The following is a 24,928-nucleotide window of genomic DNA, read 5'->3' as shown; positions in this document are numbered from 1 at the left end:
GCCCCTCACTTCCGCGTTGCCACGCGGCGCACAACAAGCGCCATCATGGCCATCAGAACCAGCGGCCCGATCTGCGGCAGCTTCAGGTACGGATTGGCGTGCTCGTAGAGCGGCAACAGCCAAGCCGCCACGAGCAGCGTCCGCTCGCCGCCCGACAGACCATTGCCACGACCATTGCGCACGCCGTCGCCCACCACCCCGGCAATGGCAACACCCAGCCATGTCAGCTCGTAGTCACGCAAATAGGGCGACACCATCAGCGTGGCAATGGCCAGCGCAGCGGCACGCAGCTCAAACGCCGTCGTCCGCCGCCAGACATAGACCATCGCCCCAGCCATCGCCAATGCGACCAACGCCTGTACGGCGTAGGCACCCGTCACGCTCGCACCAGCCAGCCGAGCGGCTGCAATGGGCGTTGGCATGCCCCACCACAGGTTGGCACCGCCCTCGATAAAACTCGCCCGCACCCATTGCGCGTTGGCAAGGAACGCCGGCACCGTGCGCCAGCCACACACCAGCACGCTCACGCAGGCAAACGCCACCGTCGTCAGCAGCGCACTGGCCAGTGCCTTCCATGCACGTGAGACCACCAGCGCCAGCGGGAACAACACCGCCAACTGGGGCTTGATGGCCAGCAAACCGATGAGCACACCCGCAAGCACAGGGCGCTTGGTCAGGTGGTACACAGCGGCCCCGGCCAAACCCGCCGTCAACAGCGCGTTCTGGCCCGCAAGAATGGTGATGAGCGTGGCCGGCGCGGCCAGCACGGGCAACCACAACCCTTGCCGCCAGGGGTGCTGCGCCCCCACCAACGCGCTGATCGATCTGAAGTAGAAGAGCCCCGTGCCCGCGAGGAAGAGCAGATAGCTCACGGTCAGCGGCAACAATGACAGTGGCAAGACCATCAGCAGAAAGGTCGGCGGATAGAGCCAGGGGAGGATCAGCTCGGCGCCCTTCCCCAACGTTCCATGCTCGGCGATCACCGCGGTGAGTTGGCGCACGTCGTAGGCCTGCAGAGGCCCCTGCGTCAGCGCGAGATGGGAGGCCGCCCAGAACGCCGAGAAATCCGTTCCAGGGCGCGCCATCGCCGCATCGGTAAAGCCCTCGCTTGTCCAGGCCCAGCCAAGCAGCAGGGCACAGAACAGAACCAGCACCGCACCGCTGTAGGCGCGTACCCGGGCCAGGTCAATCCAGTGGCCAGCGGCATCCCCATCCGCCGCACGAACCGCAGCGGCGCCGCCCGTGGCTGGTAGACGCACAGATCTCTGGCTCATGCTGCTCCTCGCGTCGGTTCCGGGTGGCGCGCGGCACATGATGGCTGTGCTGCGTCGAGTGGGCTTCATCACGCGCGACAGCTTCGCGCCGCGTGCGGGTCTTAGAGCCCAGTCTTGTTCGCGCACTCAGATAAGGCAAGGCAGGGCATGCGCCTGGCGGTCAGTTTTGGCACTGCCAGATCGGCGAAATGGCATCGACGTTTCAGCGCTGAAGCGCGAGGACATTTCCCCCAATGCGTTGTGGCGACGGCCTTGCTGCGCGCAACCCCATGAGAGCGGCGCCAGGAGGATCGATCAACGTTTCCATCCGGAAACGTCGCCCGGCGATGGGCACACCCCCGGCTAGGGCGCGGTGGAGGACCTCATGCGGACCCCCAGCCGACGCGGCGGCGATTTCCACCATCCACTACGCCAATCCCCCACCCGTCCATTTGTATGAGAGCCCCCTTGCGCTGCGTCATCCCTACGTAGCCTCATCCAAATCGACGTGCCACGCCACGCGTTTCCCCCTGGCAACTCCTCCGCCCCGGAATGCGGGCATCCGCCCTCCGGCACGCGCCCCAACTCTGCTGAATTTCCTGCAAAGCCTTGTCGCACATGGAAGTGCGTGGGGGTGGCCCGGCTCTTGCCTATGCCAGTTCGCAGGACATCATCACCGCCGCCTTGAACGGGGAGCAGCAAGTTCGCAGCAGACGGCGCAGCAAAACGGAATCTCCAATTCAGAGCATCGAATTGAACAAGGGATCGAAACCCATGCCGACTAACAACACGCCTACGTCGCCCGCACGGGACAACACGCCGCGCGGCACCACACGGTGCGTGTCACGCGAGTTCCTGCGGGCAGATGACAGCAGCGAGGGCTGCTGGCCGTTCCATGCCTGTGCCATCTGTGCGCCGCCGACATGACTTCTTTCGCTTTGGCTTTTCGAACGCGCATGTTTTCCCACTGAAGGAGATTGTCATGAACTACCTCAACGCACTCAAGCACTTCGCCCGTGATGAAGATGGTGTGACCGCCATCGAATACGGCCTGATCGCCGCCCTGATCGCTGTCGTGATCATCGCTTCGGTCAAGCTGGTCGGCACCAACCTGAGCACCGTGTTCAACAACATCGCCAATGCGCTCTAAGCGCGCGGATGTTGCGAACGCGTGGCGCATTGCATCCGACTGAAACGCAATGCACGTCAAGCGAAAGCAAGCGTGGGTCGCCATCCACCTGGCAACCCACGCTCCAGCAACACAAGGCAGAACTTCTGCCTCTGGCAAAGGGAGATTGTGATGAACAGTTCCAGCACGCTTCTACGGCAGTTCCTGCACGACGACCAGGCGGTCACTGCAATCGAGTACGGCTTGATCGCCGCCCTGATTGCCGTGGTCATCATCGCCTCGGTTCAACTCGTCGGCACGAACCTGAGCACGGTGTTTTCCAGCATTGCAGCCGCGCTCTGAAGAACCGCCAACGCGATCAGCTACCAGCGCTACGCAGGAGACCAGCATGCATAAGCCAATCAATCTCAAGAAGTGGCTGCGCGACGATCAGGGCGTGACATCGATCGAGTACGCGCTGCTGGGTTCGCTTATCGCAATCGTCATTCTCGCCTCCGTCATAGCGCTGGGTAGCAGCGTGAAGTCTCTCTACGAAATGATCGCTGCAGTCATGCCGTGATGCCGCGCAGCACCGAACAACAACAACCTTTGCAAAACCCGACCCCATCGAACTGAACACGCAAGCACACCAAAGCACCCGAGGACACCATGAACGACGCCACCCTGCTCTCGCCAATGATCGGCCCCGTTGCCATGGGCGTGGCGCTGACTGCGGCGGCCATCGACGCGCAGCATCGCCGTATCCCGAACTGGCTGACCTTCGGCGCATGGCTGGCAGCGCTGCCGTTACAGGTGGTGATTCATGGCGTGGGCGATGGCGTGCTGGTGTGGGTGTGCGGCTGGCTTACGGGCCTGGCGATCTTCCTGCCGTTCTATCTGCTGCGCGGCATGGCTGCGGGCGACGTCAAGCTCATGGCCGCCGTGGGCGCCTGGCTGGGTGCCTTCATGGCCTTTGAGATTGCGCTGGTCACCTTCGTGATCGGCGGCATCTGGGCGCTGGCATTCACCCTTCGCCACAAGCGCCTGGCGCAACTGCGTCGGAACCTGTGCGACGTCCTGTTGACGTCGGGAAAGATCAGCCGCGAAGCGGGAGCGCCCACGCCGCAAGCCGATGCGTCCTGGTCGGTGGGCACCCTGCCATACGGCGTGGCGATTGCCGCCGGCACGATTGCTGTTCTGTTTGTGTCGGCTTGATGTACCCCATTTGCACACCTCGACGCGCACTTCCTATCCACTCGGCCAAACGGTGACGAAAATGATTGGAGACCCAAAGATCGAGCACACAGCATTCGGGCATGCCCAGCATGCACCGCGCACGCTCGAAGCCGTGCCGCTGCCTACGGGGTCGGATGCTGTCCGGCGCGAGCCCGCCGCCCCTTGGCACATCCTGCCGCGCACCGTCGCCGAAACCGGTTTGGACATCGCGCTGCTGCTCGGCCTGCTGATGAAAGTGGCCTATCTGCATCGCAGCGCCACGCTGGTCATGCTGATGGACACCATCAAGCTGCCCGCCATGGTCATCAATGAAGTCGCCGCTTACGCCGTGCGCGAACGCATGCTGGAAGTGGCGCACCGCGGCGCGAATGATCTGGATGTGCGGTTCCACCTGACCGATGCCGGCTACGTGCGCGCCGCCGAATTTACTGCGCGCTGCAGCTATGTGGGCGCCGCGCCCGTCACGCTGGAGGCCTACGTTGAATCCGTTCAACGGCACTCCATTCAGTTCGCCTCGCTGTCCAAGACCGATGTGACCGCCGCCTTCAGCACGTTCGTGATGCCGCCGGACCTGCTCGACGATGTCGGCGTGGCGCTCAACACGAGCCGCGCGCTGATGCTCTACGGCCCTGCCGGTGGCGGCAAGACCTATCTCGCCCAGCACCTCGGGATGCTGCTGCCCGGCACGGTGCCGGTGCCGCACGCCATCACCATCGCCGGCGAGATCATCCAGATCTTCGACCCGCTCGTACACGTGGCACAGGAAGACGATGGCGCCCCTGTTGCTTCCACTGCCCGCCGCCCGCTAGACCGCCGCTGGCAGATGTGCCATCGCCCCGCGGTGCTCTCGGGCGGCGAGCTGACGCTGGAGATGCTCGAGCTGCGCTACGACAGCGCCACCGGCTTCTACCAGGCACCCCCGCACATGAAGGCCAACTGCGGCATCTACATCGTCGATGACCTGGGCCGCCAGCAAGTGGGCGTGAGCGAGTTGCTCAACCGCTGGATCGTGCCGCTGGACCGCCGCGTCGACATGTTCTCGCTGCGCAACGGCGTGCGGTTCTCGGTGCCGTTCGATGTCTGGCCGGTCTTCTCGACCAACCTCGAGCCTGCCCAACTTGGCGACGATGCCTTCCTGCGCCGGCTCGGCAGCAAGCTCTATGTGGGGCCGCTTTCGGTAGCCGACTACCGCGAGGTCTATTTGCGCGCCGCGCTGGATCTCGGTCTGCAAAACGCGGCCGCTGCTTTCGACTACCTGCGCGAAACCCTGCACGGCGGCAGCGGCAAACCGTTGCTGGCGTGCATTCCGCGCGATCTGCTGCGCCTGGTGGCGTCCGCCGTGCAGTACCAAGGCGGGCCCTCCGAGGTGACGGAAGACGCGCTGCGCCGGGCATGGCAAATCTACTTTTGTTCGCACACGGATTTCAAGGCAACCGATTCCATGAGTGCGGGCACAGGCTGGCGGCAAGACATGCAGGCTCGCACCTGAACTTTGCATATCCGATCCGCTTTATTGATCTCAGAAGGGGGAACTCATCATGAAAAACGCGCGTGCAATCGTGATGCTGGTCGTCGCATTGGTGGCGGGGCTCGCGGCCGTCGTCTCGGCATCACGCTGGCTGTCTCAGCAGTCATCCAGCTCCGTCAAACAAGTCGTCGTGGCCGCCAGCGACATGGATCTCGGCCAACCGCTCGGCAACGAGCAGTTGCGTACGGTCAGCTGGCCTGCCGGCAGCCTGCCACCGGGCACGTTTGACGATCCCAAGGCGCTTCAAGGGCGTGTCGTGCGCGCGAGCGTGCAGAAAGGCGAGCCGATCCTGGAAAACAAGCTCGCGCCCATCGGCACTAAAGGCGGTCTGTCTGCGGTCATCGCAGAAGGCAAGCGCGCCATCACCGTACGTGTGAACGACGTGGTGGGCGTGGCGGGCTTTGCACTGCCGGGCAACCTGGTCGACGTCATCGTCAACACCAACGAAGACGCGAAGAGCGCAAACAACAATAACAACAGCATCTCCAAGATCGTGCTGGAAAAGATCCTGGTGCTGGCAGTCGCGCAGCAGGTCAGCCGAGACGATACGCAGCCCAAGGTCGTCAACGCAGTCACGCTGGAAGTCTCGCCCGATCAGGCAGAGAAGCTGGATGTGGCACGCAGCGTTGGCACGCTCTCGCTGGTGCTGCGCAATCAGGTCGACGTTGCCGCCACGGCAACCGGCGGCGCCACGAAAGGCACCTTGCTGGGTACGCCCGCAGCCGAGCCCGCACCGAAGGTCGTGATGGTCAGCGCCCCGCGCGCAACGGCCAAGGTGCACCACGTTGCGTCAGGCACGGTCCGGCAACGCGATTGCATCGGTGTGCTGGCTGGCGTGCAGGGCAGCATGGAGTGCTTCTGACCCGCCGCGCATCCGATCCATCAACACGCATCGCTACGTAGAGGTTAAGCAGCCACAGCGTATCAACCGCATTTTCATCTTGTGCAGCAGACCCTCGGGGGGGGAGATATGAAGACGAACCAAAAAACCAATGTCGCCACTGTCGCGCTACGTCGCGCACAGGTCCTCGGCAGCACACGCATGCTCGTCCTGGCGAGTGCAGCCGGTGCCATGCTCTGCATGCCGCCGCACGCGACAGCACAAACGGCCATGGAAGCCGGTGCCGTAGCCAAGTCCACCACGGCGCCGGTCGTGATGCAGTCTCGCGGCGGAGTCTCCGCGCCGATGCAGATGACGATCAGCATGAACCCGGCGCTGGCGACCGCGCCGGTGGCCGATGTACGCGGGCCGAACTGCACGGGCGCCGTGCGCGGCGAAAGCAGCGTGGTGGTCCCGGTTGGCAAGTCTTTGCTCATCTCGCTGCCGGAGCCCGTGCGCAACCGCACCCTGGGCAATCCGGGCGTGGTGCAGGCGACCATGGTGTCACCGCAATCCATGTATCTGCTCGGCCGTAGCGTGGGCACCACCAACATGATCGTGCAGGGCCGCAGCGGCGCTTGCAGCATCGTCAACGTGGTGGTCAACGCAGATGCCGGCGGCTTGCAGACCTCGCTCGCACAACTGATGCCGGGTGAATCGAAGATTCGCGTGATGACCGCGGCAGACAGCCTGGTGCTCGCCGGCAACGTGTCGAGCGCACAGGCCGCACAGCAAGCCATGGAAATCGCGCACGCCTATGCTGCCTCCGCGCAAAGCGGCGCAGACAAGGGCGGCGGCGGTGCCGGTGCACTCGGCGGTGGCGGAGGCGGCAGCACCAGCGGCGGTGCGCCGGTCATCAACATGATGATCGTCGATACGCCGCAGCAGGTCATGCTGGAAGTCAAGGTGGCCGAAGTGTCGAAGACGCTGCTCAACCAGCTGGGCTCGGCACTCAATGTCCAGGGCGGATTCGGGTCTTGGAGCGGCGGTCTCCTGACCTCGCTGCTGACCGGCTCGTCCACCGCGTTGTTCGGCAACAAGGCGAACAACAGGCCCTTCCAGGTTCAGCTGGACGCGCAGAAGAACGACAGCCTGGTGAAGATTCTTGCGGAGCCGAACCTCGTCACGCTTAGCGGGCAGGAAGCCAGCTTCCTGGCTGGCGGCAAGATCTACATCCCGGTGGCGCAGAGCAGTTCCTCGGGCGGCGCACCCACCATCACGCTGCAGGAAGAGGAGTTTGGTGTTGGGCTGAAGTTCACCCCCACCGTGATGGCCAATGGCCGCATCAACCTCAAGGTGGCGCCGGAGGTGTCGGAACTGTCGCCCACGGGCGCAACGGTCACGGGTGCAAACACGAACGGCCAGACCATCCTGCCGCTCATCACGACCCGGCGTGCTTCCACTACCGTGCAAATGCGCGACGGCGAAAGCTTCGCCATCGGCGGGCTGCTGCAAGACAATGCGCGCGGTTCGCTCAAGGCATTGCCTGGCGCAGGCGAGATCCCGGTCCTGGGCACGCTGTTCCGCAGCACGCAGTTCCAGCATGATCTGACGGAGCTGGTCATCGTCATCACGCCACGGCTGGTGCAGCCGATGCAGGCCGCATCGGTTCCGTTGCCCACGGACAGCTTCTCCACGCCCAGCGACCTCGCGGTCTACATGACGGGCAACATGGAAGGCTCGGGCAACAAGACGCGCACGGCCAAGCCGGCAGGTGCTGCGGCAACTCCTGCCGCACCCGCACCCGCGCCAAAGATGCCCGCACAGGCACCTAGCTCGCAGGCACCCGTGCCAGCCCCGGCTGCGCCCGCCCCCGTCGCTCCGGCCGCGCCCGCACCGCGCACTGAGCTGAGCACGGTCGCGCCCACGCAGCCCGCGAACGATGCGCCGGAAACGCCAGCCCCAGTTGCGGAAACTGCGCCCACGCCCACCGTCACACCTGCCCCGGCGCCCACCGACGACAACGCTGCACGTGTCGCCCGGATCGAAGCCACCGCAGCGCGGTTGGCCCAAGCCAGGAACAAGACGCAAGGCCGGCAGACGGCGGTGGCCGATACGACCACAACCCCGCAGACACGCTGACCCCGGGAACCATGTGGAGAGATGCCATGAACACCAACTTCAAACGCCTGCAACGTGCCGCACTCGTGATCCTGGCTTGCCAGGCCCTGACTGCCTGCATGACCACGACACCCTTCTGGGACAAACACTTCGGCGAGGCCGTCACCAGCGCCAAGCAGGCGCAGGTGATCAATCCCGACGCACCCGCCGGCCTGCCCGCGCTGGATGGCTACGACGGCAAGGCTGCCGTGGCCGCCATGAGCAACTACGACCGTTCCATGACACGTTCCCCGGCTGGCGGTAGCGGCTCGGGCGCCAGTGGATACGGCGGTGGCTTCGGTGGCGGTGGCTTCGGCGGTAGCGGCATGTCAGGCGCGTTCTCGCGCTGACAGGGGATGGCGGGTGTCCGACCGGCTCCCGCCATCGCACGCCGATACCACACCGGCCCATCCGCTGCGCGATGCAACGCCATACAGAACACACGACTGAACGGGGAACTTTGCCATGCTCAAGATCTTGATTGCGTCCGAAGACGGCGAACGCCTGGCGGACCTCGCACGCCTGGTAGCCGCCGCCGGTAGCTACCAGGTCATGCGCCTGCAGGCCGCGCCCGGCAGCCTGTCCACGCATGCTTGCCAACTGCGCGGCGCCGATGCGCTGATCATCGACCAACCCAACGGCGGCGCCAGCCAGATGCTGAGCATCGAACTGCTGCGGCAGCAGTTCTCCGACCTGCCCTGCATCCTTGTCACGCAAACCCAGGAACGCGATGATCTGATCCGCGCGCTGCGGGCTGGCGTCAGCGACATCCTGACCTGGCCCCTGGAGCGCGCACAGCTCACCGCGGCGCTCACCCGGCTGGAAACCAACCACACCCCGAGAGCGCGCGAGGAAGCACGTGTGATCGCCTTCATCTCCAGCAAAGGCGGCGCCGGTTCCAGCTTCATCGCCAGCAACGTCGGCTATACGCTGGCCACGCACGCACACAAGCGAGTGCTGCTGCTCGACCTGAACACGCAGTTCAGCGACACGCACTTTCTGGTGAGCAACATCACACCGCCCGCCACGCTGGCGGAAGTGTGTGCGCAGGTGGACCGGCTGGACGACGCTTTCCTGGAGGCCTGCCTGACACGCGTTGCCAGCGGCTTCGACGTTCTGGCCGGCGCGACCGACCCGATCAAGGCAGGCGAGATCAAGAAGGACAAGATCGAATACGTGCTGTCGCTGGTGTCATCGGTCTACGACTTCATCCTGGTCGACGTCGGGCAGGCGATCAATCCGCTGTCGATTGCGGTGCTCGATCACAGTGACCAGATCTGCGTGGTGGTTCAACCCACCATTGCCTTTGCCCGTACCGGGCGCCGCCTGCTCGACATCCTGCAAGGCCTGCACTACCCCGCCGAGAAGATCCGCCTCCTGGTCAACCGGCACGGCAAGCGCGACGAGCTGCCGCGCTCCACGCTGGAGCAAGTCTTCGGTCAGAAGCTTTTCCATGTACTGCCCGACGACGCTTCAGCCGTCGACGATGCCATCTGCCAGGGCATGCCGATCACCCAGCACCACCGGCACAGCGCCATGGCCAAGGCCCTCGTAGCACTGGCCGACATCTTCGTCACGGCACGCGAGAACGATCGCCACGCACCGCAAGAGAAGGGCTTCTCATTGGGCAAGCTTTTCACGCGGGCCAAGACGTCGTCTCCAAACATTGCCTGATTTTCTTCTGTCGATTCCTCCTGCCAGACGGAGCCCATCATGTCGATCCGCGAACAGCTATCCCGCCCAGACCCTGCGCCGCTGTCCATGAACGGACACGCGCCACTTCACCACAAGATGGCGGGCCATCCGGCCTACCGGGATTTCAAAAAGACTGTCCACGAAGTCGTGCTGGACCGCGTGGACCTGGAGCGGCTCGCCCGATTTCCGACCGAGCAGGTACGCCACGAGATCAGCACGCTGGTCAACAACATCATCGACGAGGAAAAGCTGCTGCTCAACGACACCGAGCGCCGGCAGATGACCACCGATGTGTATGACGAGATGTTCGGCTTCGGCCCACTGGAGCCGCTGCTGCAGGACCCGACGGTGTCCGACATCCTGGTCAACACGGCCAAGCAGGTCTACGTGGAGCGGCGCGGCAAGCTCGAGCTCACCGACGTCACCTTCTACGACGACGCCCACCTGATGAAGGTGATCGAGAAGATCGTTTCGCGCGTGGGCCGCCGCATCGACGAAACCAGCCCGATGGTGGATGCACGCCTGCCCGACGGCTCGCGGGTGAACGCCATCATCCCGCCTTCGGCCATCGATGGGCCCCTGCTGTCGATCCGCCGGTTTGCGACCAACCCGCTGCAGGTGTCGGACCTGATCGACCTCAAAACACTCACGCCGCCCATGGCCAAGCTGATGCAAGCCCTGTCGCAGGCCAAGGTGAATGTGCTGGTGTCGGGCGGCACGGGCAGCGGCAAGACCACGCTGCTGAACATCCTCTCGGGCTTCATTCCAGCCGACGAGCGGATGGTCACCATCGAAGATGCCGCTGAACTCCAGCTGCGTCAGCCGCACGTGCTGCGCCTGGAAACACGCCCGCCCAACATCGAGGGCAAGGGCGAGATCACGCAGCGCGCACTGGTGCGCAACGCCCTGCGCATGCGGCCCGATCGCATCCTCCTGGGCGAAGTGCGCGGCGGCGAGGCCCTGGACATGCTCAACGCCATGAACACCGGCCACGAAGGATCGCTCACCACCGTGCATGCCAACACCCCGCGCGATGCCCTGACACGCATGGAAAACATGGTGAACATGGCGGGCCTGAACCTGCCACCCAAGACGATCCGGCAACAGATTGCCTCGGCCATCACCGTGATCATCCAGGTGGCGCGGCTGACCGATGGGCGCCGCAAGGTCATCAGCATCCAGGAGATCACCGGCATGGAAGGCGACGTCATCAACATGCAGGAGATCTTCACCTTCCAGCGCACGGGCATTGCGCAAGACGGCTCCGTCAAGGGGCACTTCCGCGCCACGGGCGTCTATCCGAAATTCGCTGAACGGCTGCGCGTGTTCGGGGTGGGCTTGCCAGACGAGACCTTCGACCCGGCCCGGCACTTCGAGGTTTGAGGGCGACACGGAAACATCAGCCCGATACCCAAAAACGGGGGCACCCTAAATGAACGAAATCTTCTACGCCTTCGCCATCCTGCTGTTCGCGGCAGTCGTGCTCTGCATCGAAGGGATCTACCAGTGGTGGAACAACTACCACGGCCCCGAAGCCAAGCGCGTTGATGCCCGCATCCGGGCATTGTCTGCGGGCGGACACGTCGGCGCCGAACAGCTCTCGATTCTCAAAAAACGCCTGCTGAGCGAATCGCCACAGTTCCAGCGCTGGCTGATGAGCCTTCCGCGCGTGAGTGTGGTGGATCGCTGGCTGGAGCAATCCGGCAGCGCCTGGTCGGTCGCGCAACTGGTGGGGTACACCATCGTGGTTGGCGTCTGTGTGCTGATGGTGGGCGCCTTGCTGCCGGTTCCGTTCAGCATCGTGGTGGCGTGCGCGGTGTTCGCGTCGACGCTGCCCGTGCTGCACATCGCATCGCTGCGTCGCAAGCGCCTCAAGAAATTGGAGGCGCAGCTTCCCGACGCGGTCGACATGATTGCCCGTGCACTGCGTGCCGGCCACTCCTTCGCCAGCGCACTCGGCATGGTCGGGCAGGAAATCAAGGCGCCGATGGGGCCGGAGTTCCATACCACCTTCGAAGAGATCAACTACGGCGTACCACTGGACGAGGCATTGACCAACCTCGCCAAGCGCGTGCCCGTCAATGACCTGCGCTACTTCGTGATCGCCGTGCTCATCCAGCGCGAAAGCGGCGGCAACCTGGCGGAGATCCTCGACACCATCGGCAACCTGGTGCGCGAGCGCCTGAAGCTGTACGACAAGATTCGCGTGCTGTCTGCCGAGGGGCGGTTGTCGGCGTGGATTCTGGGGCTGCTGCCCTTCGCCACGGCCGGCATGATCCTGATCGTCAATCCGGACTTCATGAGGGTGCTGTGGACGGACCCGATGGGTCTGAAGATGATCGGCCTGGCGCTGCTCAATATGGTGCTTGGGCTGATCTGGATGCGGAAAATCATCCGCATCCGGGTCTGATGCAGACGTTGCCGACCACCTAACAACGTGACCTCGTTTTCTTGGGGGGAGACGATCATGCAAGCCATCTATTTCAATCAGTACTTCATCCTGGCCCTGATCTTCGTGGCCGCCTTTGGCGGCGCGCTGGGGCTGCTGCATCTGTTTTCTCCGAACCGTAACCGCGGCCGGATGCAACAGATTGGCGGCCACACCGTCGAGACGGATCTGACCGGCGGCGCCGACCATGCCTGGGTGGAAAAACTCGCCACGTGGGCCAAACCGGTCTCACAGCTGTCGTTACCGAAAGACGGTTGGGAAAACTCACAGCTGCGCCTGCGCTTCATGAATGCAGGCTGGCGGCAGGCCTGGGCGCCGTCGCTGTACTTCGCCGTCAAAACGGTGCTGGGGCTCGCCTTCCCGCTGGTGGGGCTGCTGGTGGTGAGCAATTGGCCGGGGCACCACGACCAGGAATTTGTCCTCGCCATCCTCGGGCTGCTGAGCGCCATCGGCTACTACCTGCCCAACGCGGTGCTGGCGCGCAAGGTGGAGCACCGCAAGCGTGCAGTGTTCGAAGAGTTCCCCGACATGCTCGATCTGCTCACGGTGTGCGTGGAGGCTGGGCTTGGCCTGGATGCGGCCATGATGCGCGTGGCGGATGAACTCGCCTTGCGCTGCCCGGTGATGGCCGAGGAGATGCAACTCACGCTGCTGGAGCTGCGTTCCGGATTCGCCAAGGAAAAGGCGCTGACCAACCTGGCGCTGCGCACCGGCGTGGAAGATGTCGACCGGTTTGCATCGATGCTGATTCAAGCCGATCGTTTCGGCACCAGCCTCGCCGACTCACTGCGCGTGCTGTCCGACATGCTGCGCACCAAGCGTCGGATGCTGGCCGAAGAACAGGCCGCGAAGATTGCGCTGAAACTGCTGTTTCCGCTGATCTTCTTCATCTTCCCCACGCTGCTGCTGGTGTTGCTCGGCCCAGCGTTCATTCAGATCTACCGTGTGCTGCTGCCGACCATGACGGGCTCGGGAAGCTGACACACACGCGCGAAGATCGCTGGTCGTAAAGGCCCCCGGACTATCACCTGGCGTATGCGCTGGAGCGGTGGTCCTGTTCCCGGACGCGCGCCGGGTTTTTTCCTTTGGGTTTTGGGGGGGTGGGGTTGGTGGGGCTTCTGTTGGGGTTTTGGGGTTGGTGGTGCATCCCTGGTTTCATCCCCTGCCGGGGCGGGCCTTTGTGGTCCATCCCCTGTTTCATCCCCTGCCGGGGCTGACTCACTTTCTTTGTCTTGCCAAAGAAAGTAAGCAAAGAAAGGCGCGCCCGAGATGGCGACTGATCCCTTGAATTTCCGTAACCGGGCGGAGAAGGAGGCAAACTCGCTTCGCTCAAACAGGCCTCCTTCTTTTTTCCGCCCGCTTACAAAAATTCAAGGCGCCATCTAGGGCAAGGTACGGCCACACCGTCGCGGGGCCCTCGGCATTGGTTCTCTGAGTCGCGGCGTTGGCTCTCTGGGTGCCGATGTTGACCCTTTGAGTGCCAGCGGTGGCTGTTTGAGGGTCAGCATCGACTCTCGTAGATCCGACGCTGGCGCTTCGAGATTTGGCGCTGCTCTCTCGAGTCCCGATGTTGACGCTTTGCGTGCCAGCGTTGGCTCTTTGGGAATCAGTATCGACTCTTGGACACCCGACACTGACGCTCCGAGGTTCGACGCTGGCTCTCTTGGGTCCCCAATGTTGACGCTTTGCGTGTCTGCGCCGGCTCTCTGAAAGTCAGCATCAGCTCTTGGAGGTCCGACACTGATGCTTCGAGACTCGGCGCTGGCTCTCTTGGGTCCAAATGTTGACGCTTAGCGTGTCAGCGCTGGAGCTTTGGGAGTCAGCATCGGCTCTCGGAACCCTGGCGTTGACGCTTTGCGCTTCGACATTGGAGCTTCAAGCATCAACGCTGAGGCTTTGCACTTCGACAGGACCAAGAAACACAGCGACACGGGGCAGCCCACCGACGGTGTGGCCGTACCCTGCCCTAGATGGCGCCTTGAATTTCTGTTGCAGGGAGGAAAAAGAAGGGAGGCCTGTTTGAGCGCAGCGAGTTTGCCTCCCTTCCCTCCCTGCGACAGAAATTCAAGGGATGGGTCGCCATCTCGGGCGCGCCTTTCTTTGCTTACTTTCTTTGGCAAGACAAAGAAAGTGAGTCGCCCCCGGCAGGGGGTGAAAGGGGGATGGACCACCACGGCCCGCCCCGGCAGGGGGATGAAACCAGGGATGCACTACAAACAAAAAAACCCAGCAAGAAATGAAAAAGGGACGGACCACCAAGCCCATCCCTCAAAAAGACCAACAAACCAGACCAACAGCGAAAAACAAAACCTCAAGAACAAACACTGCTGCTATTAGGATCCTGCCCCATGATCTCCCGCGGCAAGTAGGTAGAAAACCCCGGCACAGCAAGATTTGAGAATCCAATCCAGGTCGCCGGCGAATACGGCGCCACCGTCATCCCCGTCACGCTGACAGCAACGCCACCGCAACTCGTGGCATCGCAGCTCGCGCTGACTGCACCACTGGTGTCATACCACTGCACCGACACATTCGCGGCCTTGAGCGTCGGCAGAATGGTCTGCATCTTGCTCAACACCGATGTCGACCCCTGCCCGCACACCACCGCCTGCCGAGCGCCCCAGCGTGTCGCCTCGCCCACGGCGTTCCAAGTAAAAAGAATGCGCCCAAAGTCGAGGATGCCAAGCAGCACCGTGAGAAAGAGCGCCACCACAATGGCGAACTCGACCGCCGTCGTACCTTTCTGATGCTTATTCATAGGACTGCCTCATGGTCACTGAGATGTTCCCGAACGGGAACGAAGTGATCGACCCGCTCCCGCCGGCATAGAAGCGCAGGAACGCCATCATGTCGATGACCGGATTGAACGTGTAGCCCGAGATCGTGAGGGTGACGGTATTGATGGCCGGGTTGGTGCCTTGCGCGATGTTGGAGGTACAGCCCGCATTGGACGCATCGCAAATAGACACCATGCTCGACGTCAGCCCCGGCACCAGTGGCGCCTGCGTTTGGGCGACCGTGGGCGTGCCGTAGACCGCCAGGTTGGTTGCGGTGGTATAGGACGTCGCGTTGCCGGCTGCTTGCGTGCTCAGGTAGCGGGTGGCATCTCGCGTGGCCTTGGCCAGCGTGTTGTACGTGTAGATGGCCCGCCCGAACTCCGTTATCCCAAAGGTGATGGCCAGCAGCAGGCTGAGTGTGAGCGCCAGTTCCACCAGCGCCACGCCATGTTGTCGTTGTCGCGTCTTCATGGCTCGCTCCTATTGCACGAGTGCCGGAACCAGAGGGCCCTTGCTGCCACCCGCCAGACCACTGGGTGCGCACGGGCTGCCAGCGCTCCCTGCATTGCCTAGGAACTCGAACTGCGGCGTGTTGTGAACACCGTCAATCGGCTGCAGCATCAACATGCAGGCGAAGTCGACGATCTTCGACGCGGAAGACAGCACCGGCACGAGCACGATGCGCCGATTCGCACCGTAGGTGGCAAGATCACCGCCGCTACCGCTTGTCGCCAGACTCTTGTAGCCGCCCTTGACGTTGAGCCCGGTGATCTTGTCCCCGCCGGTGACGCTCGTACCGCTATCGTCGTAGTTGGCGTAGGCGAGCCGCTTGTTCTTGAAGTTGGCTGCGCTCTTGTCCGAACCCGATGCCGGCGTGCCGCTGTATGCGTTCTGCGGCACCGTGTTGGTCCAGTTGGTCGACGTGTAGGAGTAGCCCGTGAAATCTGGCTGCTGTTGCGACGCGCCGGACTTGTTCTTGTAGATGCCAAAGCGGGCGTTCCAGTTATCGTCAACCGAGACCTTCGCACCGGGCGTGCCGAGCTGGTCGCCGATCTTGGAGTTGCAGTAGCCCTGATCCATTTCGGTCTTGGTCTCGCTGGCATTGGTGGAGCCATCAAGGTTGTACCAGCCCATCTCACCGGGCGTAGTCGAGCCGCCGGCATACAGCATGCTGACCCACTCCCCAATCTGGAACCCGTAGTTGGGCGCGGTTCCACCGGTTTTCGGGATCAGCCCCACTGGAATGGGGCACGTGCTCTGTGCGTGCACACGCGTGGCCACGGCCAGCGCAGCCACCGCATTGCTGGTGGCGCCGCCCACGAACTTGATCAAGCGCGCCGTGATCCCGCTTTTGGAATGCGTGCACTTGACATAGCTCGACGTGCTCGGCGCCACGCCGGCCGCGCTGTATGCGCCGTTCAGTGCGGTGCTGAACGTGATGTCGGCCCCCGTCAACGATGCGGACGAGGCTTGATAGACAACGCGGTTGGCGTTGGCCGCCGTCACCCCCGCATTCGTCGCCCGTGTCAGCGCATCGGAGGCGCCATCGAGCTCCTGGGCCGCCGACAAGGCACAGCTATCCACCGCCGACTGAAGCTCCGTCTTGGCCACGAACAAGCCGCTCAAGTCGATCACCAAACCTGCCATTCCGAGCAACACGGCAAGCATCAGGCCGACCATCGGGAGCACCGCCCCTCGTTCTCTCTGCTTGGTATACGCGCGCATATGCCTTCGCCTCCGCCGGTATGCATGGCTATCGGGCGTCGTACTGACTGCCTGCGGCGACTCGCCGGTCGCTTGCAGGTTTCCCCGTCCCTTATCGTCAGTTGTAGCTGCCACAAACGCAGTCCGAAACTGGCCGTAGGTATGATTCAGCGATGAAACGCGAGGCCGCCTGGTGGCTTGCATCACAGGCGGTTTGTGCAGGCAGCCCATATGGCCCTCCGCTAGCGGAACGTCCAGAACCGATGCAAGACAAAGGTGAGCGGCGGCACCACCGACAGGATCGCCGCGAGCCCGATCCAGTAGTTCAGGCCCAACGTCTGGGCCAGCCACGAGATCGCGAGCGTCAGCGCCAGGCAGAGCAATGAGACGGCATAGAAGCGCAGGAAATTGGCGCGCCCCGGCTTGGCCGAGAAGCTCCACAGCGCATTGAGCAGGTACGAGCAGACGTTGGCGCAGACAAACGCCACGCCATTGGCCGTGACCTGAGAGGCAGAAAACCCGTTGATGAGCGTGGTGGCGATGGCCACGTGCACGCCGGTGGCGACCACACCAGAAACCCCGAAGCGGAACACGCGGATCAGCATCATGCGATCCGGCAACCGTTGTGCAAGCGTTGGCGGCAGCACGCCCACCAATGCGTTCATGACGCCCGATTCTGCGTGTCGCATGATGTCCCCCGTCCCTCTGCGATCATTCTTGGTGGCGCAGGCGGGGGGAGAAATCGATCAAATGGATGACGCGGCTGTCGGGAATCGGATGAGCGGGTGATGCGGGACGCTCGGTGCGTCACTCCGCGTCGCTACGATCGCTGCCGCCATGGGTGCGGTCGAAACGGCGCAGCGTGTCGATGCGCTCGCGCGTGAGCGGGTGCGAGGAGAAGAACGCCGAAGCGTCGTCATCGTTGGCAGCTTCGGCTTTCTTGTCGGCATCAGGCTTGCGCGTGCCGCCATGCGTGTCTTCCAGCGCCTGCAGCACGTCGGCAAAGGCGCCGACCGAGAGACCGTTGTTCTGCAGCAGCCGCGCGGCGTAGCGGTCGGCATCGCGCTCGTAATCGCGCGAATAGCGCAGCGTCAACATCGCCGCCGGCACGCCCGACAAGATGGTCGACACATCCCCAAAGAGCAGCGCCGCCGTCGCCCCAATGGCCGACGACTGAATCACCTGCCGCAGGCCATGCTGGTTTTCCACATGGCCGGCTTCGTGCGCAAGCACACCTGTGAGGCCATCGCCCTCGCCCACCAGCTTGACCAGCGCATCCGTCACGATGATGTCGCCGCCGGGCAGCGCAAAGGCGTTGGCGCCGATCACGCCATCGCGAAACACGATGTGGTACGTGTACGTGGCCCCCGGGTCGCGCAATGCATTGAAGCGCGCGCGAATGCGGTCTTGCTGCGCGACAGGCAGCTTGCTCGGTGTGAGCCAGCGCTCGTCCATGGCGGCCAGCGTGCTGCGGCCGAGCTGCGCTTCCACCCGCTGCGGCACCATACGCGCCGCCACCTGGGCCGCCCACGGCAAGCCGTAGCGATACCCCAGCACGAGCACCGCCACCATCACCACCAGTGCGCCCAGCGCCAGCTTCCAGCTGTTCTGTGCGCGCACGATCCAGCCTTCGTGGTGCCCCGTGCGATGCAGCAGCGCGTTGAGCGCAACTTGCTCGGCGGGGTCGCCAATTTCGGCAAAGGCACCGTCCGCAAAGGTGATGAGCCGGGGCGCGTGCTTGATGCGCTCTGACACGCGCAACGTATCGAGCGGTGCGCGGCGCAACAGCGTGCCGTCGGTGCTGTACAGCAGCGCCTCGCCCGCCTCGACGGCCAGGCGCACCGGGTGCGCACGCGAAGTGCGGCCGTCGAAGTAGGTGGCGAGGATCACAGCGCTTCCGTGCTTACAGGGCGATGTCGATGTCGTACCAGTCGACCGCTGCGTCGCCCAGCGCGCCCACCTTGGCAGTCTCTCCGGCCACGAAGGTATCGAGCGAATCGGCAGCCAGCAGCGTCACCGAACCCAGCTTGTAGCGCGCCGTGCGCACACGCGCAAACGGCGTGAACAGGCCGACGGTGATGACGGTCAACACCGCATTCGACACGAAGATCCAGAACAGCTTGCCGGCACCCACTTGGCTCTGGAAGCGGTTCGCACCCAGTGTGGTGTGGTTCCAGATCACGTTCTGCAGTTGCGCCATCACATAGGGCGTCAGGAACAGCAGCGATGCATACAAGAACACGCCGACCACCGCGAGGCCAACGATCTGGGCTGGGCCCGGTGCACGCACCAGCGACACACCCAGTGCCATCGCCAACAGACCAGCTACCACCACCGCCAGAATGGCCAACCCGAACGCGCGCAGGTAAATGCCATAGAAGTTGCCCGGGGTGGCCGAAAAATCAAACGCCGCCGTACCAAAGCGCGTGTTGCGATGCTGATAGCGCTTGAAGCGCTGGTGCGCCAGCGGCGCCAGCAGGTACAGCGAGAACACGCTCAGGATCGGCCACACCAGGAACACCATGTAGCCCTCGGCATCCTTGCCCGTGAAGGCGAAGCACAACCCACGGTAGCTCGAATTGGCCATCCGGAAACGCAGCGAGCGCACCAGCAGCCACGGAAACGCGATCGCCATCAATGCCAGCAGCGCAAACCCGAGCAGCGGCGACGAATGGCCCAGCAGATTGAACGCCACCGCCAGCACGAAGATGATCGCGCGGCCCTTGAGAATGGCGTACGGGCTGCCGTGGTAGTCAAAGCTCGATCCAGCGAGTTGCGTGTTGCGGTAGAAATACTGCAGCGTGCGCACCTTCGCCCAGGCGCCATAGATCCCCACCGTGACGATGGTCAGCAGCAGGTTGACGATCCAGATGCGGAAGTATTCCGAGCCACTGCCGGTAAAGCGCAGCCGCAAAGCTTGCGGGGCAGCCGGAGCCGGGGCGCTGCCCAGGATGGGCTCGCGTGCGATGTCGTTCATCTGATTTCCCTTCCCTGTGTTGTTGTCATGCCCGCTTGGAAACCAAGGTGCGCGGGTGGGCCGATTGTAACGACCTCGCTGCGGCGCAACGTTTACAGCCTGTTAATAAATCGTCCGGCGCGCGGGCAACGAAAGGGCAACAAAGGGGCAACAAAAAACCCCGCAGGCTTGCACCCACGGGGTTTTTTGTTCGGAACAGCCATCCGGAAGGGATGGCCGGGCCGGGTTGCCGGACAGGCAAATTACATCATGCCGTCCATGCCGCCCATGCCACCCATGCCGCCCGGCATTGCCGGTGCTGCATCGTCCTTCGGCAGTTCTGCCACGGCGCAATCCGTGGTCAGCATCAGCGAAGCAACCGAAGCGGCGTTCTGCAGCGCGGTGCGGGTCACCTTGGTCGGGTCCAGCACGCCCATTTCCACCAGGTCACCGTACTCGCCGGTGGCGGCGTTGTAGCCGTAGTTGCCGTTGCCTTCGATGACCTTCGACACCACAACCGAAGCCTCGTCGCCAGCGTTGGTGACGATCTGGCGCAGCGGCTCTTCCATGGCGCGCAGCACGATCTTGATACCGGCGTCTTGGTCAGCGTTGGCACCCTTCAGGCCGGAGATCAGCGCACGGGCGCGCAGCAGTGCAACACCGCCACCAGCCACGATGCCTTCTTCCACGGCAGCGCGCGTTGCGTGCAGGGCATCTTCCACGCGGGCCTTCTTTTCCTTCATTTCGACTTCGGTGGCAGCGCCAACCTTGATCACGGCAACACCGCCAGCCAGCTTGGCCACGCGCTCTTGCAGCTTTTCACGGTCGTAGTCCGAGGTCGCTTCTTCGATCTGGGCACGCACTTGCTTCACGCGGGCTTCGATGTTGCGGGCATCGCCAGCGCCATCGATGATCGTGGTGTTTTCCTTGCCGATTTCAACGCGCTTGGCTTGGCCCAGGTCGTTCAGGGTTGCCTTTTCCAGCGTCAGGCCGACTTCTTCAGCGATGACTTGGCCGCCCGTCAGGATGGCGATGTCTTCCAGCATGGCCTTGCGGCGGTCGCCGAAGCCCGGAGCCTTCACGGCGGCCGTCTTCAGGATGCCGCGGATGTTGTTGACCACCAGCGTTGCCAGGGCTTCGCCTTCGACGTCTTCAGCGATGATCAGCAGCGGGCGGCCAGCCTTGGCCACTTGCTCCAGCACCGGCAGCAGGTCGCGGATGTTGCTGATCTTCTTGTCGAACAGCAGCACGAACGGGTTGTCCAGCTGGACAACTTGCTTTTCCGGGTTGTTGATGAAGTACGGCGACAGGTAGCCGCGGTCGAACTGCATGCCTTCCACGACGTCCAGCTCGTCGGCCAGCGACTTGCCGTCTTCCACGGTGATCACGCCTTCCTTGCCGACCTTGTCCATGGCTTCAGCGATGCGCTGGCCGATGGATTCGTCGCTGTTGGCCGAGATGGCGCCAACTTGAGCGATTTCCTTGCTGGTGGTCGTCGGCTTGCTGATCTTCTTCAGCTCTTCGACAGCGGCCGTCACAGCCTTGTCGATGCCGCGCTTCAGGTCCATCGGGTTCATGCCGGCGGCAACGTACTTCATGCCTTCGCGCACGATCGACTGGGCCAGCACCGTTGCGGTGGTGGTGCCGTCACCGGCGTTGTCGCTGGTCTTGGAAGCGACTTCCTTGACCATTTGCGCGCCCATGTTCTGCAGCTTGTCCTTCAGCTCGATTTCCTTGGCGACCGACACACCGTCCTTGGTCACGGTCGGGCCACCGAAGCTGCGCTCCAGCACCACGTTACGGCCCTTCGGGCCCAGGGTCACCTTCACGGCGTTGGCGAGAATGTTCACGCCTTCGACCATCTTGGCACGTGCGGCGTCGCCGAACACTACGTCTTTAGCTGCCATCTTGAGAATCTCCGAGATCTTTGGATGTTGCCCGCGCGCCCTTAAGCTGCGCCGGCAATGAGGATTGGGTTACAGGTAAGCCTTGCGAACGAGCGCGTGCTTACTTTTGCACCACGGCCATGATGTCTTCTTCGCGCATGACCAGGACTTCCTGACCATCCACCTTGACGCCCTGGCCGGCGTACTTGCCGAACAGCACGCGGTCGCCGACCTTGACGTCCAGCGCGATCGCGTTGCCCTTGTCGTCTTTCTTGCCCGGGCCGACGGCCAGCACTTCGCCTTGATCCGGCTTTTCAGCGGCGGCGTCAGGGATGACGATGCCCGAAGCGGTCTTGGTTTCGTTGTCCAGGCGCTTCACGATCACGCGGTCGTGCAAAGGACGCAGGTTCATACACAACTCCTCAATGCAAAGTGAGTGTTTATTCACAAAACGCGCCGCAAGACGCGGCGCATCGGGAAAGCATCGGGGGTCGGAGGCGTTGTTAGCACTCCTGCCCGGCGAGTGCTAATTATAGGGACGGGGTATTACGATTTCAAGAATGGTGTCGAGATGTCGCTGTGGAAAGTTCAAAGTTACGTGAACCAAAACGCGAATAGTTCAAAGTTGAGCGAACCACGAGTTCAAAGTTGGCTGAGCAACTCCGCCGGGAAGGCCTGTAAATCCTGACCTGCCGGTTCAGAGTTGAGTGAATCTCGACAATTCACTCAATTTGGAACTTTGGTCACTCAATGTGGAACTCGCCGATGCGCCTCGATGCACAAAAAATGAAAAAAACCTTATTTTTCAGCAAGTTAGCACTACGTGAGGCGTTCGAAGTCACGGGCCACCTCGGCGCCTGACGACTATGAGGAGCCGACTCAATTGAAGTTGGTTGCCACGGCTGCCGTCGACGGCGAATTGCCGCGGGTGATGGAAGTCCTGGTGTTCAAGGTGAGAGGGAAGCAACAGATGCTGGCGCGGGCGTACGCCGACGAGCGCGCACTGCCACCAGCTTACGTTGCGGCTCTACGCTGCGCGAGAGCTCGCTTAACTCGTCTGCTGGACGGTCAACTGATAGCCGCGCGCATAGACCGTCTTGAGCTCCACGCCAGTCGCCTGCCCGAAGCCCAGCTTCTTGCGCAGCTTGTAGATGTGCTGCTCGATCGAGCGCTCGACAAGGCTGACCTCGATTCCCCATATTGCAGAGGCGATCTGCTGGCGTGACAAAAACGCCCCAGACGACGAGAACAACAGCCAGGCCGTGGCGAATTCGCGTGCGGTCAATCGAATCGGTGCTTCGTGCAATGTCACCGTGCGAGTCAGCTGACATAGGCGGTAGGGCCCGACCACCACTTGCCCGTGCGTGGCGGCCTGCGTTGACCTGTCGCCCGCGCGCAAGATGCGGCGAACACGGGCGCACAATTCGTCGGCGGTGAAGTGACCCGAGATGATGTCTTCGATGCCGGCCTCGAAGGCGGCGACCATCTCATGGCGGTCGGCAAACTGGCCAAATACCAACGTGGGCGAACGCATGCGGGTGTTGCCCTCGCGCCCGGCCAGCAACAGTCGGCCGGCCGTGCTGAACTGCTGCGCATCGATCATCAGCAAATCGAAGCCTTCGGTGCGCCCAGCGCGTATCAGGGTCAATGCGTCGTCGAATCGCACGCATGTCACGTCCTGCGCTGACAGGCAAGCAGCGATGAGGGCGAAACTGGCGGCGTTGGTGGTGAGTACGGCAAATTTCATGAAACGCCCGGTTGCTGCGACGCCAGCCCAATTCAAATTCGCGGAGCAGGCAGCACCCCGAGAACCTTCTCGAGAGCAAGGCCAATGCCCAGCAACTCGCCATCACTACCGATTGGGCCATCAAGGCCAAGGCCCACGGGAAGACCGTTTTGCGTGAGGCCAGCAGGTAGCGTCAGCCCCGGTATTCCGGCAGTACTGCCCGGATCGGTGTTTCGAATCAGCGTGGCAAACGTATCGACGGGCGCGCCACCGTTGATCGATAACTTGCCGGACCCGTGCTCGGCGTCGATCGGGGGCGCTGGAACCACTACCGTGGGAAAGATCATGGCAACGACGCCGTTCCGGCTGAAGTAGTCGGCGTATAGCGCTTGCATGGCTGGCCGATACTTGCCAATGGCGGCTGGATACGCCGCGCCAGCCACATCGCCAACCACTGCCTTCATCGCCGCCTTGACATCCGGACTCGCCACATGCGCCCCGATGTCTTGCAGCGAGATGCCGTGAACGCCCGTTGCGCTCAGATACGCAGGGATATCCTCGTGAGCTTCGTGCAATGCGATCGGGCCCGCAGCCTTGTCCGTCAACTCGCGCAAACCGTTGATGTCCGCATCGACCAAGACAACGCCTGCGGCTTTGAGCTTTTCAATCGCGGCGCGCATCACGGCGGTCACCTGCGGATCAGCATCCGCCCAGAGACTTGCCGGGACGCCGAGTCGAAGACCTTGCAGGGGCACTGGTGTGGCCGCAGGGCGACCGCTCATCACCGAATCAAGCAGGACGACGTCCTCCACCGTGCGGGCCATTGGGCCGATCGTGTCGCGGGTATGACTGATCGGAAGCACGCCCGATCCGTCGTAACGCCGCTGTGCGGATCCATTCCCCACCGAAGGCCGTAAGCCCGCGAGGCCGCACAAGGCTGCAGGGATGCGCACGGAGCCTCCTGTATCCGTGCCGAGCCCGGCGGGGGCAATTCGCGCAGCGACAGCCGCACCCGTGCCGCCGGATGAGCCGCCGGGAACGCGTGATGTGTCGTATGGATTGTGTGCGGGGCCGGCGAACGCGGTTAGGTTCGTGTTGGTAGCACCAAACGCGAGTTCGTGCATATTCGCCTTGCCAAGCACAATCGCACCGGCGTCGACAAGCCGCTGCAGCGTCGGTGCGCTTTCCTTGGGCTGGACATGAGCGAGTGCTGGCGTGGCGCCCGTCGTCGGCAAGTCTTTCGTATTGATGTTGTCCTTCACCACAATGGGAAGGCCGGCCAGGGCGGGTAGTGCTGCACCGCGCGCGCGAAGTTCGTCAATTCGCTTCGCTGCTGCCATCGCGCCGGTCTTATCCACGACGATCAAGCTATTCAACGTAGCGAGCCGTTCGGCTCGCGCGCTTAGCGTGTCGACATATTCCTCTGCGGACAACCGCCCAGTACGAATCGCTTCGACAGCTTGCGTGGCGGTGAGCTGGACCTGCGCGTCCGCCGATAGAGGTTTTGTCTCGAACATCGTGCAGCCACTCAGAGTGAACCCCATGGCACCGACGGCCAGTGCCAACCCGGCTCCTCGTTGGAACCCATCGAGTTTTTGCATAGCACGCACAACGGCCATCATCCGAAGGC

At 63.1% G+C, this 24,928-nt stretch carries 24 protein-coding genes; 12 read left to right on the top strand and 12 right to left on the bottom strand.

Annotated elements, in window-relative coordinates; all coding sequences use genetic code 11:
- Positions 1-5: 5 nt before the first annotated feature.
- Complete coding sequence (locus tag ACN9M1_RS03290) at positions 6-1,274, bottom strand: glycosyltransferase family 87 protein (protein ID WP_426397351.1); 1,269 nt, start codon at positions 1,272-1,274, stop codon at positions 6-8.
- A gap of 719 nt (positions 1,275-1,993) precedes the next feature.
- Positions 1,994-2,161, bottom strand: a complete 168-nt coding sequence (locus ACN9M1_RS03285) for a hypothetical protein (protein ID WP_426397349.1) — start codon at positions 2,159-2,161, stop codon at positions 1,994-1,996.
- A gap of 74 nt (positions 2,162-2,235) precedes the next feature.
- Here ACN9M1_RS03285 and ACN9M1_RS03280 point away from each other — a divergent pair, with 74 nt between their 5' ends.
- The 12 genes from ACN9M1_RS03280 to ACN9M1_RS03225 all read left to right on the top strand — a co-directional run bounded on the left by ACN9M1_RS03280 (position 2,236) and on the right by ACN9M1_RS03225 (position 13,230).
- The gene (locus ACN9M1_RS03280; RefSeq protein ID WP_426397348.1) at positions 2,236-2,403 is read left to right on the top strand and encodes a Flp family type IVb pilin; all 168 of its coding nucleotides are present in this window, start codon (positions 2,236-2,238) and stop codon (positions 2,401-2,403) included.
- Between the two features lie 150 nt (positions 2,404-2,553).
- Complete coding sequence (locus tag ACN9M1_RS03275; RefSeq protein WP_426397346.1) at positions 2,554-2,724, top strand: Flp family type IVb pilin; 171 nt, start codon at positions 2,554-2,556, stop codon at positions 2,722-2,724.
- A gap of 46 nt (positions 2,725-2,770) precedes the next feature.
- On the top strand, positions 2,771-2,941 hold the full coding sequence (locus tag ACN9M1_RS03270) for a Flp family type IVb pilin (protein WP_426397344.1): 171 nt from the start codon (positions 2,771-2,773) through the stop codon (positions 2,939-2,941).
- Between the two features lie 89 nt (positions 2,942-3,030).
- Complete coding sequence (locus ACN9M1_RS03265) at positions 3,031-3,576, top strand: A24 family peptidase (protein WP_426397342.1); 546 nt, start codon at positions 3,031-3,033, stop codon at positions 3,574-3,576.
- 61 nt (positions 3,577-3,637) lie between these two features.
- Positions 3,638-5,086 carry an ATP-binding protein gene (locus ACN9M1_RS03260; protein ID WP_426397341.1) on the top strand — a complete coding sequence of 483 codons (1,449 nt, stop codon included), beginning with the start codon at positions 3,638-3,640 and terminating at the stop codon, positions 5,084-5,086.
- A 49-nt stretch (positions 5,087-5,135) separates the two neighbouring features.
- Positions 5,136-5,987, top strand: a complete 852-nt coding sequence (gene cpaB / locus ACN9M1_RS03255; protein ID WP_426397339.1) for a Flp pilus assembly protein CpaB — start codon at positions 5,136-5,138, stop codon at positions 5,985-5,987.
- 108 nt (positions 5,988-6,095) lie between these two features.
- A complete protein-coding gene (locus ACN9M1_RS03250; protein WP_426397337.1) occupies positions 6,096-8,087 on the top strand; it encodes a type II and III secretion system protein family protein in 1,992 nt (663 codons plus the stop codon).
- A 26-nt stretch (positions 8,088-8,113) separates the two neighbouring features.
- Complete coding sequence (locus ACN9M1_RS03245) at positions 8,114-8,455, top strand: hypothetical protein (RefSeq protein WP_426397336.1); 342 nt, start codon at positions 8,114-8,116, stop codon at positions 8,453-8,455.
- 115 nt (positions 8,456-8,570) lie between these two features.
- Positions 8,571-9,779, top strand: coding sequence for an AAA family ATPase (locus tag ACN9M1_RS03240; RefSeq protein ID WP_426397334.1), 1,209 nt, complete (start codon positions 8,571-8,573; stop codon positions 9,777-9,779).
- A gap of 39 nt (positions 9,780-9,818) precedes the next feature.
- Complete coding sequence (locus tag ACN9M1_RS03235; protein ID WP_426397332.1) at positions 9,819-11,183, top strand: CpaF family protein; 1,365 nt, start codon at positions 9,819-9,821, stop codon at positions 11,181-11,183.
- A 49-nt stretch (positions 11,184-11,232) separates the two neighbouring features.
- Positions 11,233-12,210, top strand: a complete 978-nt coding sequence (locus ACN9M1_RS03230; protein WP_426397330.1) for a type II secretion system F family protein — start codon at positions 11,233-11,235, stop codon at positions 12,208-12,210.
- A 57-nt stretch (positions 12,211-12,267) separates the two neighbouring features.
- On the top strand, positions 12,268-13,230 hold the full coding sequence (locus ACN9M1_RS03225) for a type II secretion system F family protein (protein ID WP_426397329.1): 963 nt from the start codon (positions 12,268-12,270) through the stop codon (positions 13,228-13,230).
- Positions 13,231-14,560: 1,330 nt separating this feature from the next.
- Here the strand turns inward: ACN9M1_RS03225 and ACN9M1_RS03220 are convergent.
- The 10 genes from ACN9M1_RS03220 to iaaH form a co-directional block, all read right to left on the bottom strand.
- On the bottom strand, positions 14,561-15,007 hold the full coding sequence (locus ACN9M1_RS03220; protein ID WP_426397327.1) for a TadE/TadG family type IV pilus assembly protein: 447 nt from the start codon (positions 15,005-15,007) through the stop codon (positions 14,561-14,563).
- On the bottom strand, positions 15,000-15,497 hold the full coding sequence (locus tag ACN9M1_RS03215; protein ID WP_426397325.1) for a TadE/TadG family type IV pilus assembly protein: 498 nt from the start codon (positions 15,495-15,497) through the stop codon (positions 15,000-15,002). The genes ACN9M1_RS03220 and ACN9M1_RS03215 overlap by 8 nt, the downstream gene beginning before the upstream one ends.
- Before the next feature lie 9 nt (positions 15,498-15,506).
- Complete coding sequence (locus ACN9M1_RS03210; protein ID WP_426398789.1) at positions 15,507-16,706, bottom strand: pilus assembly protein TadG-related protein; 1,200 nt, start codon at positions 16,704-16,706, stop codon at positions 15,507-15,509.
- A gap of 266 nt (positions 16,707-16,972) precedes the next feature.
- Positions 16,973-17,419, bottom strand: a complete 447-nt coding sequence (locus tag ACN9M1_RS03205) for a GtrA family protein (RefSeq protein WP_426397324.1) — start codon at positions 17,417-17,419, stop codon at positions 16,973-16,975.
- 118 nt (positions 17,420-17,537) lie between these two features.
- Positions 17,538-18,620, bottom strand: a complete 1,083-nt coding sequence (locus ACN9M1_RS03200) for a M48 family metallopeptidase (RefSeq protein WP_426397322.1) — start codon at positions 18,618-18,620, stop codon at positions 17,538-17,540.
- Between the two features lie 13 nt (positions 18,621-18,633).
- A complete protein-coding gene (locus ACN9M1_RS03195) occupies positions 18,634-19,707 on the bottom strand; it encodes a YjgN family protein (RefSeq protein ID WP_426397320.1) in 1,074 nt (357 codons plus the stop codon).
- 242 nt (positions 19,708-19,949) lie between these two features.
- Positions 19,950-21,593, bottom strand: coding sequence for a chaperonin GroEL (gene groL, locus ACN9M1_RS03190; protein WP_426397318.1), 1,644 nt, complete (start codon positions 21,591-21,593; stop codon positions 19,950-19,952).
- A 100-nt stretch (positions 21,594-21,693) separates the two neighbouring features.
- Complete coding sequence (gene groES / locus ACN9M1_RS03185; RefSeq protein WP_009238929.1) at positions 21,694-21,984, bottom strand: co-chaperone GroES; 291 nt, start codon at positions 21,982-21,984, stop codon at positions 21,694-21,696.
- 636 nt (positions 21,985-22,620) lie between these two features.
- On the bottom strand, positions 22,621-23,319 hold the full coding sequence (locus ACN9M1_RS03180; RefSeq protein ID WP_426397316.1) for a response regulator transcription factor: 699 nt from the start codon (positions 23,317-23,319) through the stop codon (positions 22,621-22,623).
- Positions 23,320-23,351: 32 nt separating this feature from the next.
- The gene (gene iaaH, locus ACN9M1_RS03175) at positions 23,352-24,815 is read right to left on the bottom strand and encodes an indoleacetamide hydrolase (protein WP_426398788.1); all 1,464 of its coding nucleotides are present in this window, start codon (positions 24,813-24,815) and stop codon (positions 23,352-23,354) included.
- Between the last annotated feature and the right edge of the window lie 113 nt (positions 24,816-24,928).

Source organism: Ralstonia sp. R-29 (assembly GCF_049913345.1).
In the GTDB taxonomy this organism is placed as follows: Bacteria; Pseudomonadota; Gammaproteobacteria; order Burkholderiales; family Burkholderiaceae; genus Ralstonia.
The sequence above is the reverse complement of the archived record's forward strand: the minus strand, read 5'-3'. Positions and strand labels throughout refer to the sequence as shown.